The 15719-nt window shown below is 67.3% G+C and carries 13 protein-coding genes; 9 read left to right on the plus strand and 4 right to left on the minus strand.

Going from position 1 to position 15719, the window contains the following annotated elements; translation table 11 throughout:
• Window positions 1–4 precede the first annotated feature (4 nt).
• Entirely contained in the window at window positions 5–976 is a 972-nt protein-coding gene (locus IFU11_RS06525; protein WP_192018505.1) for a lysylphosphatidylglycerol synthase transmembrane domain-containing protein, read from the minus strand.
• A 46-nt stretch (window positions 977–1022) separates the two neighbouring features.
• Here IFU11_RS06525 and IFU11_RS06530 point away from each other — a divergent pair, with 46 nt between their 5' ends.
• Window positions 1023–2234, plus strand: coding sequence for a glycosyltransferase (locus IFU11_RS06530; protein ID WP_192018506.1), 1212 nt, complete (start codon window positions 1023–1025; stop codon window positions 2232–2234).
• Here IFU11_RS06530 and IFU11_RS06535 read toward each other — a convergent pair.
• Window positions 2222–3163 (minus strand): glycosyltransferase family 2 protein, encoded by a 942-nt coding sequence (locus IFU11_RS06535; RefSeq protein ID WP_137243392.1) that lies wholly within the window; start codon window positions 3161–3163, stop codon window positions 2222–2224. The two genes, IFU11_RS06530 and IFU11_RS06535, sit on opposite strands and share 13 nt — an antisense overlap.
• Window positions 3164–3328: 165 nt before the next feature.
• Between IFU11_RS06535 and IFU11_RS06540 the strand changes: the two genes are divergently transcribed.
• Window positions 3329–6160, plus strand: coding sequence for a hypothetical protein (locus IFU11_RS06540; protein WP_192018507.1), 2832 nt, complete (start codon window positions 3329–3331; stop codon window positions 6158–6160).
• Window positions 6161–6207: 47 nt separating this feature from the next.
• On the opposite strand, the gene IFU11_RS06545 is transcribed toward IFU11_RS06540, so the two are convergent.
• Window positions 6208–6948, minus strand: a complete 741-nt coding sequence (locus IFU11_RS06545; protein WP_137243390.1) for an ABC transporter ATP-binding protein — start codon at window positions 6946–6948, stop codon at window positions 6208–6210.
• Window positions 6945–7784: an ABC transporter permease gene (locus IFU11_RS06550; protein WP_137243389.1), complete on the minus strand. Its 840-nt coding sequence runs from the start codon at window positions 7782–7784 to the stop codon at window positions 6945–6947. Before IFU11_RS06550 ends, IFU11_RS06545 begins: the two co-directional genes overlap by 4 nt.
• 109 nt (window positions 7785–7893) lie before the next feature.
• Between IFU11_RS06550 and IFU11_RS06555 the strand changes: the two genes are divergently transcribed.
• The 7 genes from IFU11_RS06555 to IFU11_RS06585 all read left to right on the plus strand — a co-directional run bounded on the left by IFU11_RS06555 (window position 7894) and on the right by IFU11_RS06585 (window position 15695).
• Window positions 7894–8829, plus strand: coding sequence for a class I SAM-dependent methyltransferase (locus IFU11_RS06555; protein WP_137243388.1), 936 nt, complete (start codon window positions 7894–7896; stop codon window positions 8827–8829).
• Between the two features lie 100 nt (window positions 8830–8929).
• Window positions 8930–9190 carry a hypothetical protein gene (locus tag IFU11_RS06560; protein WP_192018508.1) on the plus strand — a complete coding sequence of 87 codons (261 nt, stop codon included), beginning with the start codon at window positions 8930–8932 and terminating at the stop codon, window positions 9188–9190.
• 3 nt (window positions 9191–9193) lie between these two features.
• Window positions 9194–10645, plus strand: a complete 1452-nt coding sequence (locus tag IFU11_RS20725) for a glycosyltransferase family 2 protein (RefSeq protein ID WP_137243386.1) — start codon at window positions 9194–9196, stop codon at window positions 10643–10645.
• A gap of 17 nt (window positions 10646–10662) precedes the next feature.
• Window positions 10663–11901 carry a rhamnosyltransferase WsaF family glycosyltransferase gene (locus IFU11_RS20200; RefSeq protein WP_137243385.1) on the plus strand — a complete coding sequence of 413 codons (1239 nt, stop codon included), beginning with the start codon at window positions 10663–10665 and terminating at the stop codon, window positions 11899–11901.
• Window positions 11894–12820, plus strand: coding sequence for an NAD-dependent epimerase/dehydratase family protein (locus IFU11_RS06575; protein ID WP_192018509.1), 927 nt, complete (start codon window positions 11894–11896; stop codon window positions 12818–12820). Before IFU11_RS20200 ends, IFU11_RS06575 begins: the two co-directional genes overlap by 8 nt.
• A 152-nt stretch (window positions 12821–12972) precedes the next feature.
• Window positions 12973–13419 carry a hypothetical protein gene (locus IFU11_RS06580; protein ID WP_137243383.1) on the plus strand — a complete coding sequence of 149 codons (447 nt, stop codon included), beginning with the start codon at window positions 12973–12975 and terminating at the stop codon, window positions 13417–13419.
• Window positions 13416–15695 carry a hypothetical protein gene (locus tag IFU11_RS06585; RefSeq protein ID WP_192018510.1) on the plus strand — a complete coding sequence of 760 codons (2280 nt, stop codon included), beginning with the start codon at window positions 13416–13418 and terminating at the stop codon, window positions 15693–15695. The genes IFU11_RS06580 and IFU11_RS06585 overlap by 4 nt, the downstream gene beginning before the upstream one ends.
• Window positions 15696–15719 lie beyond the last annotated feature (24 nt).

Consider the following 15719-nt stretch of genomic DNA (forward strand, 5'->3'; position numbering starts at 1 on the left):
GCGCTCAGCGCGGGTCGGGCTCTTGCGTGCTGTGGGCGGAGCGGCTTCCCGGCGGCTGAGGATCGACGGCGACGACGCGCACGTGTCCGCGTACGACCGCATAGCCGCAGACCGCGACATCGACGACGATGAGCACGAAACGGCTCACGAGGACGATCCCGAGGATCGACGACGCCGTCACGGTGTTCGCGAGGACGAGGGCGAGGATCGCCTCCCGGACGCCGGCGCCGGCCGGGGCGATGACCGCGAGGAATCCGACGACCCAGGCCAGAGCGTACCCGCAGATCGCGGGCAGGATCGCCGCGACGTCCACGGTGCCGAGCGCCGACACGATGCACCAGAGGTGCAGACCGAAGGCGGCCCAGCTCGCCAGCGACCAGCCGACGGCGGACAGCAGCGGCAGGGTGCGGAGCTCGGGCAGCTCGTCCCGTCGCTTCATGACGGTGAACATCCAGCCGAGCACGCGTCGCATCACGGGCGGCAGGAGGGCGACGACGCCGATCACCACGAGCACGACGAGCACCCACGCGTACTCACGCAGGGCCGGGAACCCGAAGAGCGCGCCGACGGCGAGTGTCGAGCCGGTGACGAGGCTCACGCCGAGCTGAGCGGTCAGCGTTACGACGGTCGTCGCCGTCGGGAGTCCGGCGCGTCGTCCGAGCTGACTGCCCGCGACGATCGGCCAGACGCCGCCGGGGATGTACTTACCGATCTGCGAGACGAAGACCACGTACCCGGCGTCGCGGACGGAGATGCGGTGCCCGAACGCGATGACGATGGCGCGCCAGGCGAGCATCGACAGTGCTACCCCGGTGAATCCGGCAGCACCGGATGCGACGATCCACAACGGGTCCATCTGCGACACGCTCGCGCTGAACGACGCCCAGTTGGCGACGACCGTCCACGCGATGCACGCGATGACGACGACGGCGAAGCCCACCTGGATGGGCTTCCTATACTTGGTGAGGATCTTCATGGGAAGTGCCCATTATCCCGGAGCGATGCAGGAACGGAGTCTTCGGATGGCGCGACCGCGACTGCTCGTCCTCGCCTCGACCTGGCCCGCGGTCCCGGAAGACGGTACGCCGTCGTTCGTGCGCGACCTCGCGCTGCAGGAGGCGTCCGACTTCGAGGTGCTCGCCCTCGTCCCGCGCGTCCCCCGCTCGGCGGCCCGAGAACATGACGGACCCCTTCGCGTCCTGCGCTACCGCTTCTTCCCGAAACGATGGGAGGACCTCGCCGACGGCGCGATCCTCGAGAACCTCCGCAGGCGTCGGAGCCGCTGGCTGCAACTGCCGTTCTTCCTCCTCGGCCAGACGATCGCCACCGCCCGTGCCGTGCGCTCCTTCCGGCCTGACGTCATCCATGTGCACTGGATCATCCCGCAGGGCATCGTCGCGAGGCTCGTCGCCCCCGGTGTGCCGAAGCTGCTCACCTCGCCGGGTGGGGACCTCTACGCGCTCGACTCCCCACTCATGCGGCGCGTCAAGCGCTGGGTGCTGGGGGAGGCCGACCGCGTCACCGTCATGAACCGGGACATGATGCAGCGGGCGATCACCCTCGGCGTCGCGCCGGACCACGTGCAGGTGCTCCCGATGGGTACGAGGGTGGGCACGACGACCGACCTCGAGACCGCTGAAGCGGTCCGAGACCGGACGGGACCGCCCCGCGTCTTCTTCGTCGGGCGACTCGTCGAGAAGAAGGGTGTCCACGTCTTGATCGAGGCCCTGCGGCTCCTCCCGTCCCGACTCGACTGGACCGCCGAGATCGGCGGGGACGGTCCGCTCCGCGCAGCGCTGGAGGCACAGGCGGCGGGCCTCCCCATCGGGTTCCTGGGGCAGCTCGATCGTCCGGCGCTCGACGCCGCGTTCCGTCGCTCCGACATCGTCGTCTTCCCATCGGTGCTGTCCACCTCGGGCGATCAGGACGGCCTCCCTGTCGCGATCCTCGACGCGTTCGCGGCAGGTGCCTGCGTCGTCGTCTCGGACCTGCCCGGGTTGAACGAGGCGGTCGACGACGGCTCGAGCGGTGTGATCGTGCCCTCGGACGACGCTGCGGCGCTCACTGCGGCGATCGAACGGCTCCTGGACGACCCCGCGCGCCGATCCCGGCTCCAGGCGGGCGCGCTCGCCCGCGCGGACGACTATTCACTCGAGACGGCGGGGGAACGGTACTCGGCGCTCCTGCACGACATCCTCGCCGCGCGGGAGGCCGCCGGTCGTCAGTCGCCGTAGCGCTGCAATTTGAGGTAGTCGAGCGTCTCCTCGTTCAAGGTCCGGTTGATCCGCGTGAGGTCGGCGACCACGCCGATTGCGAACGAGAGCAGGGAGCCCATGAGCAGTGTGGCACCGACGAGGAGCGACTGCAGATGGTCTCCGCCATCGTCCACCCACAGGAGCACGGCGTACCGCACGAACGGTGTCAGGCCGGCGAGTGCGAGCACGAGCCCGAGGCCGGCGAAGACCACGTACGGGCGGTACATCAGGTAGGCCCGGGTGATCGCCACCCCGGACTGGTACATGTGCTCGCCGATGCTCCGGAACAGCCGTGACTCCCGGGTCTTCGGATTGGTCGTCACGGGGATGCTGGTGATCGCCAGTCGCTTGTAGCCTGCCTGGATGATCGTCTCCATGCAGTAGCTGAACCGGGTCACGACGTTCAACCGGATGAGCGAGGTCTTCGAGTAGGCGCGGAAGCCGCTGGCCGCGTCGGGCAGGTCGGTTCCTGCGGCGACGTTCACGACGCGGCTGCCGAGACGCTGCATGATCTTCTTGAAGGGCGAGAAATGCTCGATCAGGGCCGTCTGTCGGTCTGCGACGACGATGTCGGCCTCACCACGGAGAATCGGCTGGACGAGGTCGCCGATGCGGTCCTGCGGATACTGGTTGTCGCCGTCCGTGTTGACGACGATGTCGGCGCCGTGGAGCAGCGCGTAGTCGACGCCGTCCTTGAACGACTGCGCGAGTCCGCGGTTGCGGGTGTGCCGCACGATGTGTTCGACGCCATGGGCTCGAGCGACCTCGACGGTGCGGTCCGTCGAACCGTCGTCGATGACGAGGATCTCGATGCGGTCGACGCCCTCGATGACCTTCGGAATCGAGGCGAGGACGAGCGGAAGCGTCGTCTCCTCGTTCAGACAGGGGATCTGGACGAAGACGATCATGGCTGCCTTTCAATGGAGCGGACGTTCCAGTATCCCCGATCCGAACGACCGGTCCGGCCCGCTGCACCCGTCCGGTACCGCGCACGATTCAGTCCCGTGGGGGTTGTCGGGGATAATCGTTCAGGACCCGGGGACGGGCCCACCCCCTGATTTGCGAGGATCCGCGTGTTCACAGCCCTGCGCCGAACCACTCCTCGTGCGTCGCGCCCCCTGCCCTGGCCGGGTGGCATCTGGATATCCATCGTCGCCTGGGCGGCTCTGGTGACGTTCGCGTTGTTGAGCGTCGGCCCACCACTCCTCGGTATGGGGACCTTCCTCGGAACGGATCTGCTGCAGAACGCGGCGCCGTGGCAGTCAGCGTTCGGACCGACCAGACCAGTCGTCAACGCGCTCGTCGGCGACACCGTCGACACCGTCGTCCCGCAGACCTGGGCGATCGTCGACATGCTCCGAGCGGGCACCTCTCCGGCGTGGAACCCGTGGGTCGGCGGCGGCACGGAACTCGGAGGGCTGCCGAACTCCGGCCTCTACTCGCCGCTCTCGGTGGCGTGGTGGGTGCTGCCGTTGAGCGCGGCTCCCGGGGTGACGAAGCTGTTGGAGATCGTCGCGGTGACGATCGGTATGTCGCTGTTCCTCCGCCGACTGCGGCTGCCCGACCCGGCCTGGGCTCTCGCGAGCCTCGTCTTCGTCTCCTCCGGCTTCATGGTGTCTTGGACCAACTGGCAGCACACGAGGGTCGCCGCGGTCATCCCGCTGCTGTTCTGGGCGCTCGATCGAGCGGCCGTCCGGCGCCGTCTGGTCGACGTCGTGCCGGTGGCGATCGTCGTGGGCGTCATGCTGCTCGGTGGTTTCCCGGCGGTCACGGCTTACGCGCTGTACGCCGGTGCCGTGTGGGTGGTCTTCCGCGCCATCACGACCGGACGCTCGTTCGGCCGTGTGGTCGGGGCAGGAGCCGTGTGCGCCGCCGGTGTCGTCCTCGGCGTGGCGCTCTGCGCCTGGACCATGGTCCCCTTCGCCATCAACGCGACGAGCGTGCTCGACTTCTCCGTCCGAGCCCAGAGCTCCACCGACTCCCTGCAGCTCATCGACCTGGTGTCGGCGTTCGTGCCGGAGATCATCGGCGACGTGTCCATCCCGACCGCCTACGGCTCAGGGTCACCGATCGAGCGCCTGTCCTACGTGGGAATCGTCGCGATGTTGCTGATCGCGTCGCGGTTCCTGCTCCGAAGATCGTCCGTGGCCCTGCCAGGCGCCCGCTTCCAGATCATCGCGCTCGCGGTCTGCGTCGTCCTGGTCTACATCGGCGGACCGGCGCTCGCCGCCGCCCAGGAGCTTCCGGTCTTCTCGAACAACCCGATCGGGCGCCTCCGCGTGCTGGTCGGATTCTTCTCGGCGACGCTCGCCGCGGCAGGATTCGCAGCGCTCATCGCCGAGGCCCGGCCACCACGCGACGTGCTCGAGCTCCCGGCCGCACGCGTTGCGCTCGACGGCCGCCAGCTCACCCTGCGCATCCTCACGGCGCTCGCGATCCTCGGTCTCATGGCGTCGCTCACCGCGACCGCGATGGACGAGGTCCCGGCGTGGGCCGAGGGTGGGATCATCGCGGCGATCTGGACGACGGCCGGCTTCGGTGCCGCGGGCCTCGCCCTGATCCTGCTGGGGCGGTTCGCCAAGCCGTCCGTCGTCAGGGCCGCTGCGGTCGGCCTCCTGCCACTCCTCGTCCTCATCCCCGCGCTCGACCTCGTGGACCACTGGTGGGGCTGGTCGGACGAGTCGACCCTCTATCCCGCGACGGAGACGACGGACTATCTAGCGCAGCACCTCGGCGAACAGCGATTCGCCAACACCGACGCGGCCCTGTTGCCAGGGACCAATACGATCTACGGGCTGCGCTCCGTCGGTGGGCACGCCTACCAGACGGCCCAGTGGCAGGATCTGCTCCGCGAGGTCGACCCGAATGCGATGATCTCGCCGACCTACTCGACGTTCCTGTCGAGCATCGCCGCGATCAACATCGCATCGCCGGTACTCGACCGCCTGGGTGTGTCCTACATGCTCTTCGATCCCAACGCGCCGGCGCCGGGGGTGTTCCAGGGCGTCGATCGATCGAGCGACACCGTCGAGCTCGGTGACGGGCCCGTGCGCTCGACGGTCCGGACCGGCCCCGTCCGGACGATCGGGTTCGCGATCGACGGCGACGCGTCGATCGGCGGCGGCGCCGAGCTGACTGCGGACATCGTCGACGAGGTCTCCGGAGACGTCCTCGCCTCGACGACGACCTGGTACCGTTCCCTCTCCGGGGAGCGCAACGTCACCCTTGCCGGTGAGTCCATTCCGGCCGGCACCGCCTGGCACGCCGAGATCCGTTTGTCGAGCGGCTCGGCACAGGTCTTCGCGGCGGTGGACGATCCCGCGGCAGCGGCCGTCGCGCTGACGCTCCCGGCCGACGACGGGGCGCGGATCGTGCAGACCGGGGAGGCGACGATCATCGAGCGCACCAATGCGCTCCCACGAGTCCGATGGGCCGACAGCGCCATTGTGGAGACCGACGCGGACCGGAGGCTGAGCCTTCTCGCCGAGGGCGCGATCCCACCGACGACCGTCCTGCTGGAACGTGACGAGGACCTGGAGAAGGCCGTTCCGGCGCAGGAGGACGAGGAGTCCTCCGCCACCGTCGACCTCGCCCCGACCGAGGACGATCCTGCGGCGGTGTCCGCTCGGACGACCTCGGATCGTGCAGGATGGCTCGTCATCGACGACTCGCTCCGCCGTCCGGGCTGGTCGGCCACGATCGACGGTGAGCCTGCGGCGCTCGTGCCGGCGGAGCATGCCGGAGCAGCGGTGCGCGTCCCCGCAGGCACCCACGACGTGCGTGTGCAGTACACCGTCCCTGGCCTCGAGACCGGGACCCTCGTCTCGCTCGCGGCGCTCGGTGTCACCGTGCTACTCATCGCCGCCGAGCTGCTGATCGCCCGGCGCCGCCAGAGACGACGCTGAGCGCCGCCCGAGGGGGCGACGCTCAGCGGATGAAACCTGAGAGCCGACTACGGCTGGTGCGGGTAAGAGCTCTCGTAGGCGGCGATGACCGGATCGATCTCGCCCACCAGCTCGAGGTGACCCTTGTTGATCCAGGCGGCGTGGTCGCACATCGTCTTCACGGAGCCCATCGAGTGGGACACGAGGATCACGGTCTTGCCGGCGGCCTTGAAGTCTTCGAACTTCTGGAAGCACTTCTGCTGGAACTCGGCGTCACCGACGGCGAGCACCTCATCGACGACCAGGATGTCGGGGTCGACGTTGATGGCGACGGCGAACCCGAGCCGCACGTACATGCCCGAGGAGTAGTTCTTCACCGGCTGGTCGATGAACTGCTCGACGCCGGAGAAGTCGACGATCTCGTCGAACTTGCGCTGGATCTCCTTGCGGCTCATGCCGAGGATCGATCCGTTGAGGAAGACGTTCTCACGACCCGAGAGCTCGGGATGGAATCCGGAACCGACCTCGAGGAGCGCTGCGACCTTGCCGTTCGCGGTGATCGTGCCCGTCTCCGGGTACAGGATCTTCGCGAGGCACTTCAGCAGGGTCGACTTGCCGGACCCGTTGCTCCCGATCAACCCGAAGGTCGACCCCGTCGGCACATCGAACGTGATGTCGCGAAGCGCCCAGAAGTCCTCGTGGACGGACACCTTCCGTCGCATGATGGCGGACTTGATGCTCTGATTGCGCTCGTGATAGAGGCGGAACTTCTTGCTCACGTCCTGGACGTGGACCGCGATCTCACTCATAGGATCTCCGCCAGTCTCTTCTCTTTTCGGGTGAATACGAGGAAGCCGGCGACCAGGGCGACGAGCGCCCAGGCGAGGCACGCCAGGACATCGGCGGGGTCGGGCCAGCGTTGGTCGTACATGAGGTTCCGGAAGACCTGCACGAAGTGGAACATCGGGTTGGACTCGTAGATGTCCATCACGGTGATCGGGGTGCCCAGCAGGCCGCCGACCTTGTCCGACTGCACGCCCACGAGCGACGCAGGGTAGATGATCGGGGTGAGGTACATCCAGATCTGCAGCAGGATCGAGATCAAGTGCTGCGTGTCGCGGAAGTAGACGTTCGCGATGGCCAGCAGCATGCCGACGCCCACTGCGAAGGCGGCGAGAACCACCATGAACACAGCGACGAGCGGAAGCCAGACGATGACGCCCCAGCCACCGACGGCGCAGAGGACGATGACGAGGACCGCCATCTCGAACAACCAGTTGTAGCCGGTCGTCAGGACCGCTGAGACCGGGAGCACGACGCGAGGGAAGTACACCTTGGTGATCAGTCCGGCGCCGCCGACGATGGAGCTCATGCTCGCGGACAGCGCCCCGGAGAAGAAGGACCAGGGGAGCAGCCCGCACAACAGCCAGACGGCGAAGATGTGGAGTCCGCTCGGGTCACCGGCGGCAGGCTCCGCGCGCAACAGGAAGTAGAAGACGAAGGAGTAGACCAGCATCGACGAGAGTGGACTGACGAGCGACCACAGGCGTCCGAGGATGGTCCGCTTGTACTGACCGCGGATGTCTCGGAGAGTGAGATTCGCCAGGAGTTCCCTGGCGGATGCCAGTTCCCTGAGATACTGCATTGAGCCTCGATTGTGCGTTCGGGAGTGCTTCGACGTGAACCACGTCAATCTACCGTAGCTTTCCTGAAGATCACGCCGACGTTCCGACCTCATCCGTACAAGGAGCCCCATGACCCTCGATGACCGAGCATCTGCACGCCGAGAAGACCCGGTGGTCGGGTCCGCCTGGATCAGCCACGCCTCCTATTGGATGCCTCGACACATCGTGCAGTCGGCCTGGCTCGAGCACGCGCCGTTCGCCTTCTGGATGATCGACGCGCTCCGGCCCTCCAGCTACGTCGAGCTCGGCACGCACAACGGCTTCTCCTTCTTCACCGCCTGCGACGCCGTGACCCGGCTCGGTCTCGACACCGCGTGCTCGGCACTCGACAGCTGGGAGGGCGACGACCAGGCGGGCTTCTACGGCGAGGACGTCTACCAGTCGGTCCTCGCGATCCGTGACGCGGAGTACCCGCGGATCGCGACCCTGCTCCGCGGGTACTTCAGCGACAGCGTCGACCGGATCCCGGACGGCTCGGTCGACCTCCTCCACATCGACGGGCGCCACGGGTACGAGGACGCGCTTGAGGATTGGACGGCGTACGCTCCCAAGCTCTCAGCGCGCGGCGTCGTCATGTTCCACGACACCTTCGAGTTCGATCGCGGCTTCGGCGTGCACCGCTTGTGGGCGGAGCTCGCTGCGCAGTTCCCGGAGCGGAGCTTCCAGTTCGAGCACGGCCACGGCCTCGGGGTCATCGGCGTGGGTGCCGATCTCCCGGCGCCGGTCGTGGAGTTCTTCCAGGCGGCGCAGTCCGACGGGCCGCAGATCGAGAGCGACTACCACTGGCTCGGCAAGCAGGTGTCCGCGCACTACGAGCGCGATCTCGACTACCGGAACCAGTTGCACCTCGCGGAGGTCGAGCGTGCCTCGCTCCGCGCGGAGGCCGAGGCCGCCGATGCGAGCCGAGCCGTCGCGGTCGGCGAGCTCGACGCCATTCGCACGAGCACCTCGTGGCGACTCACCTCGCCGCTGCGCAAAGCAGTCGGCGTCCTCCGGCGACGCTGAGGGGTGCGCCGGATTCCTGAACGTCGCCCCCGAGCTGGCCTCGGAGCCCGGTGCTACACTCGACCAGTTCATCCGGCAGACGCAGAGCGAGGCCCTTTCCATGTCAGCTGACCGTCCGACTCCTGAACAGATCGCTGCGGACCGGCGCGTTCTCGAGCTCATCGACCGCGTCATCGGGCTCGAGGCCGAGCTCGCGAGGGTCTCCGTCTACAACAACCCCGGTCGCGAGCAGTTCGAGGCGCTCGAGCGTGAGAACGCAGGCCTCAGGCAGCAGCTGGAAGCCGTCCACGGCACGCGGACCTGGAAAGCCGGCAGGGCCGTCCTGGCGCCACTGCGGGTCGTCTCCCGGAACCGGGCCTGATCCGTGGCGGTCACCCACACGGACGCCGCACCGTTCGGCCTCACCTTCATCCTGTCCGGCCTCACCGCTGCTGACGCCGAGTCGTTCCGCTCCTCGGTCGGTACTCGGGCCGAGGTGGCGACGGTCGTCGACGGCGACATCGACGCCCTGAACGCTGCCGTGCAGGCTGCGCCGACCCCGTACGTGTCGGTCCTCTCCCGTCCCGGGATCCTCGTCGACGGCGCCCTCGACACGATCCGGACGTTCATCGACGAGCATCCCGACACCGAGGTGCTCTACACCGACGAGGCGGTCGTCCTGCCGGACGGATCCCTTGATCCGGTCCTCAAGCCTGAGCCGGCCGCAGAACGCCTGCGCAACCAGTACTTCTGGGGAGACCTGGTGCTCGTGCGTCGTGAGACGCTCGAGCGGCTCGGCGGGTTCGGCATCGGGTACGCCGGTGCCCACGCATACGAGTTCGCGCTACGTGCCACCCGAGGCGACGCGGTCATCGGCCACCTCGCCGCGACGGCGTTCGTCCCGAGCGGAGCAGGAGCGCTCGGCGACTTCGGCGTGGAAGCGGCAGAGGGCGTCCGGCGCGCGCTCGAAGAGCACCTGGCCGCCACTGGTGGCGGCTCCGTGCTCGAGATCGGCACCGACGGCGTCCACCACACGGTCCGCGCCGTCCAGGGCGAACCGCTCGTGTCGATCGTGATCCCCACTCGCGGCCAGTACCTTCCCGGTTCCACGCGGAGCTACCTCGTCGACGCGATCGAGAGCATCGTCGAGCGGAGCACGTACGAGCGCTACGAGTTCGTCGTCGTGATCGACGACGTCGCGGACGCGGGCGTCGTCGAGCGCATCACCGAGACCGCGGGGTCGCGTCTGCACCTGGTCCCGTGGACGGAGTCGTTCAACTTCTCGGGGAAGATCAACCTCGGGGTCCTGTCGTCGATCGGCGAGTACGTGCTCATCCTCAACGACGACGTCTCGGTGATCACCCCGAACTGGATCGAGGATCTGCTCGCGCTGGCGCAGCTGCCGAACGCCGGGATGTCCGGCTGCATGCTGTATTACGAGGACGACACCATCCAGCACGCCGGTCACCACTACTGGCGCGGCGACACCATCCATGTCGGGATGCAGCTGCCCCGCGGCACCGCGGGCCCCACGAACGGCTACCGGGTCGAGCGCGAGGTCGTCGGCATTACCGCGGCCTGTGCCATGATGCCGCGCTCCGTCTACCTCGAGGTCGGTGGGATGACCACCCTGCTCCCCGGCGCCTTCAACGACGTCGACCTGTGCCTGAAGGTGCTCGAGCAGGGCTACGACATCCTGTGGACGCCCCATGCAGAGCTCTACCACTACGAATCGAAGACCCGCGACGCGCGGGTCCGCCACTACGAAGTGCAGACCGCCTGGGGGCGCTGGGAGCACAAGATGCACCAGCCCGGGTTCTGGCCGTACCCTGTCTAGGTGACAGAGAGAGAATTATGAGATCCTTCCTTCGGAAAGTCAGCGTCGCCCTCGATGTCCTCAAGAACGACGGACCGCGCCACTTCTGGCGACGGGTCCAGATGAACCTCCGGGCGCGCGTCGCCGGAAAGACGATCTACCTCCCCGTCAAGGTGTCCGACGCGATCGCGGTCGACTGGACGAAGCCGGGTCCGCAGCTGCAGAACCCTGTCGTCGTCACCGACCGGAAGTCGCACATTGCATGGATCATGTCGCCGCCCAGCGCGACGAGCGGCGGGCACCAGAACCTCTTCCGCTTCATCGACTTCGCGGAGCGCGCCGGACACACATGCAGCGTCCACTTCTACAACAGCATCGGCGTGGTGGTCGACCTCAAGGACATGCGTCGGATGCTCGACCAGTCGCCGGCCTACCCGGTCCTGAAGGCTGACTTCCACAACTACGACCCTGAGCTCGGTGTCGGTCCCGGCATCGACGCGCTCTTCGCGACCGGTTGGGAAACCGCGTACCCCGCGTTCACCGACGCCAGCGACGCACGTCGCTTCTACTTCGTGCAGGACTTCGAACCGGCGTTCTACGCTGCGGGCACGGAGGCGATCCTCGCCGAGAACACCTACCACTTCGGGTTCCACGGCATCACCGCCGGCGGCTGGCTCTCCAAGAAGCTGCACGACGAGTACGGCATGCCGACGGACCACTTCGACTTCTCCGTCGAGCGCAAGCACTATTCCGTCACGAACACGGGGCCGCGCAAGGAGATCTTCTTCTACGCACGGCCGGTCACTCCGCGTCGCGCGTTCGAACTCGGTGTCCTGGCGCTCGCCGAGTTCGCGAAGCAGCGTCCCGAGTACACGATCAACATGGCCGGATGGGACGTCTCCGACTGGGACATCCCTTTCCCGTACGAGAACCTGTCCGGACTCGAGATCTCCGAACTCAACCCGATCTACAACCGGTGCGCTGCAGGCCTGGTGCTGTCGCTCTCGAACATGTCGTTGCTCCCGCTCGAGCTCATCGCCGCCGGTGTGGCGCCGGTGGTGAACGATGCTCCCAACAATCGGCTCGTCTCCGACAACCCCTACATCGAGTACGTGCTCCCGGCGCCCGGCGCGATCGCGGACCGTCTCGTCGAGGTGGTCGATCGTCCGGACGCCGCCGAACGCTCGGTCGCGATGTCCGAATCGTTGGAGCACACCACCTGGGCCGACAGCGGCCGCCAGTTCGTCGAGGCGTTCGAACGGGCCATGCGTGGCTAGAGCACTCGTCATCGGGGCGAACGGTTTCATCGGATCCCATCTGGTGGACGCCCTGGTGGCCGACGGACACGAGGTCGCCGCATTCGACCGTTTCAGCGGTGGCGGCGAGCCGAGCTTCAGCAGTTCGGGTGTGGAGGTCATCCGTGGTGAGTTCCTGAGTCGCACGGACCTCGACAGCGCGGTACGAGGTCGCGACCACGTCTTCCACTTCCTTTCGACCACGAACCCGGCTACCGCCGAGGCTGATCCCACGCTCGACATCCGGACGAACGTGGCCCAGACCGTCGAGCTGCTCGAGTCGAGTTCGGCAGCCGGCGTCGGACACTTCTACTTCGCCTCGACCGGCGGGGCGATCTACGGTCCGCAGGGCAAGGCGAGCTACGCCGAGAACGACCGGGCGCTCCCGGTCTCGCCGTACGGCATCGGCAAGCTCACGATCGAGCACTACCTGCACTACTTCCGCACCATGCACGGCCTCGACTCCACGAGCTTCCGGATATCCAACCCGTACGGCACGCGGCAGCACCCCCACAAGAAGCAGGGACTGATCCCCATCGCGCTCCGCCAGGTGGTCAACGGCGAGACGACGGTGCGGTTGGGTGACGGATCGATGGTCCGCGACTACATCTACGTGACGGACGCCGTCCGGATGATCACCAATGTGGTCGGACGTGATCGCGAACACGACCTCTACAACATCGGCAGCGGGCGGGGGTACTCGGTGAACGAGGTCTTCGAATCGCTCCGCCGCGTCACCGGAATCGACTTCGCCATCGAGGATCGGCCTGCGCCGGCGACCTTCGTCGATCGGGTGGTGCTCGACGTGGCCCGCTACGTGGCCGAGTTCGGTGAACCCCCGACGATCGCGCTCGACGACGGCGTCAGGGCGACCTATGAGGAGCTCGAGCGTTCCGCCTGAGGAAGCCAGCACCTGTTCGCTGGATTCTCCCTCAGCCACGCCGATAACCTCATGTGTCGCATTGACCTCACAGGTACCGCTACCCTGAACGGGGGTAACCGCCCTGCGAGATGATCGGGGAGACGATGGCGGCTGGACGAAGGACCGTCGTAGTGCGTGTGGCCGTGGTCGCCGCCGTGCTCGGTCTCCTCAGTGGATGCACCGACCCGGGAACGGGCCCGAAGCCATCCGGAAGCGCCACGAGCATCGCACCAGGGGTCACCCCGCCGCCGGAGAAGACCGAGACGCCCAGCCCCGTGACCGCCGATGCGGTCGTCAGTTACGTCGGCGTCGACGTCGACGGGGTCAACGTGTCCGCAGGCGGTTACATCCAGGGCGTCCTCGAGAACGGTGGCGCGTGCACGTTCACCTTCACCGGCACGGCCGCGCCCGTCGCGGTGTCCAGCGAGGGTGTCGCCGACTCCAGCACCACGTCCTGCGGGACCGTCCAGGTCCCGCTCGCCCAGCTCCCGTCCGGCACCTGGTCGGTCGTCCTCAGTTATTCATCCGATTCGATCGACACCCTGGTCTCGACCGCTCTCACCGTGGAGGTGCCATGAGGCGCTTGCGTTTTCCCGCGATCCTTGCCGCGATCGCCCTGATCGCCGGCGTCTTGACCATCGCCCCCGTCGCCGCACCGAGCGCTTCCGCCGCTGACGGCCGGGACTTCCAGGCGGGGAACATCATCAGCGACTCGCTGTTCTACGACGGCGGCACCATGAACGCCGGCGAGGTGCAGAACTTCCTCAACGCAGCGCGGCCCGGATGTCGAGCTGGGTACACCTGTCTCAAAGACTTCGCCGAGGCCACGGCCAGCCGAGCCGCCGTCGCCGGTCGCTGCGCGGCGTATGCGGGTTCCGGGCGCGAGTCTGCTGCGAGCATCATCGCGAAGGTGGGTGCGGCCTGCGGAATCAGTCAAAAGGTCCTCATCGTGATGCTGGAGAAGGAGCAGAGTCTCATCACCGACGACTGGCCGAGCGCGCGTCAGTACCGTTCAGCGATGGGCTACGGCTGCCCCGACACCGCCGACTGCGATACCAACTACTACGGGTTCTTCAACCAGGTCTACGCGGCCGCGCTGCAGTTCAAGAACTATCAGGCCAACCCGACGCGTTGGAATCACGTGCCGGGCCGGATCAACGCGGTTCGATACAACCCGAACGCTGCGTGCGGCTCGAGCTCGGTGTTCATCCAGAACTACGCGACGGCCGGACTGTACAACTACACGCCGTATCAGCCGAACGCGTCGGCTCTCGCCAACCTCTACGGCTCGGGCGACGGCTGCGGCGCCTACGGCAACCGCAACTTCTGGCGGCTCTACACCGACTGGTTCGGCTCCACCACGGGCGGTAGCAGCCTCGTGAAGTCGGCGGCTTCCGCCGCGATCTACCTGGTCGCAGGCGACCAGAAGTACTACGTTCCCGACCAGGCGACGCTCTCCGCCTTCGCCTCCCTCGGCGGCGTCGCGACCGTGTCGCAGGCCTACCTCGACCGCTACACGACGGTTGGGAACGCGACACGCATCGTCCGAGCACCGAGTGGGGCGATCTACCTCGTCGACGCCGGACTCAGGGTCGGCTTCACGAGTTGTGAGATGGTGCTCGATTACGGCGGGTCCTGCACGACAGCCGGATACACCCAGCTCACCGATGCACAGATCGCCCTGTTCGTGGAACCGGCGGCCAGGGTGACGCCGGTGTACGCCACCACGGCAGGCGCCCGGTACTACGTCACTCGTGGTACCAAGCGCGAGATCGTCGATGCGACCGCGCAGGCTCTCGCCGGCATCCCCGCCGACCTGATCGTCCTGACCGAGGCCGGAGTCGCGAACCTCGCGGACGGAGCGCCGATCCTGCGCGACTCGATCTATCTGGGCAGCCGCGGAACGGGTGGGTACTCGTTCGTCTCGGGCGCCACGAAGTACCCGGTGCAGGGAAACGCAACGGTTTCGCTCGGACTCCCCGCGAAGTCGGGCAGCGCGCTCTGGCCTCGGAACTACGATCGGGTCGTCACCGGCGGGACGTTCCCGGGTGCCGTCGCGGCGCCGGGTGGGGCCGCTCAGGTGCTGAGCACGGATGGGCGCTATGCGTGGAGTGTCGGAACTCCGATCGCGACCGTGCCCGCCTCGCAGGACTTCGTGAACAGCTACCCTGCGCTGGGGACCATCGGAGAGGGCAGCACCGTGACCGGCAACACCGGCGCCGTGTACCTGGTCGCCGACGGCATACTCCGGCCGTTCGCGTCGTGGTTGGCCTTGACCTCGACGCAGAACACCACGTCGCCGTCGTGGATCAGCGTCGCGCCGAACGTCCTCGGCCAGGTACCGCAGGGCAACCCGGTGCTGGCGCCGGGAACCCTCGTCCGCTCGCCTGAGAGCGCAGCGGTCTTCCTGATCGACGGCACGAAGACCAAGGTGCCCGTGTCCAGCTTCGAGTACACCAACGCGATCGGTATCTCGGGTGTCGACTTCATCCCACAGGCACAGCTCGACGCCTACGCCACTTCGCCGAACCTCCAGTACGGCGTGACGTGCAATGGCGTGGACTACGTCTCGGCGGGTGGCAAGATGCACAAGCTGACGCCCGAACTCAAGGCGCTCTACCCGGCAGTCACCTACGTGACCTTGTCCGCGATCAACTGTCAGCCTCGCCCCATCGGGAACGATGCCGGCAGGTTCATGCGGACGCCGAACGGCACGATCTACTATCTGGATGCCGGGACGAAGCGACCGATCTCCTCGATGGCCCGCTTCGCGGAGTTGGGCGGGACCTCGTCCAACTACCTCGACGTGAACTACCCGTTCGCCGGGCTGTTCGCCGACGGTCCAGTCGCGTGAGGGGCGGGCGACGAGCCTGTCGCC

It is taken from the genome of Plantibacter sp. CFBP 8804 (assembly GCF_014841225.1).
In the GTDB taxonomy this organism is placed as follows: domain Bacteria; phylum Actinomycetota; class Actinomycetes; order Actinomycetales; family Microbacteriaceae; genus Plantibacter; species Plantibacter auratus.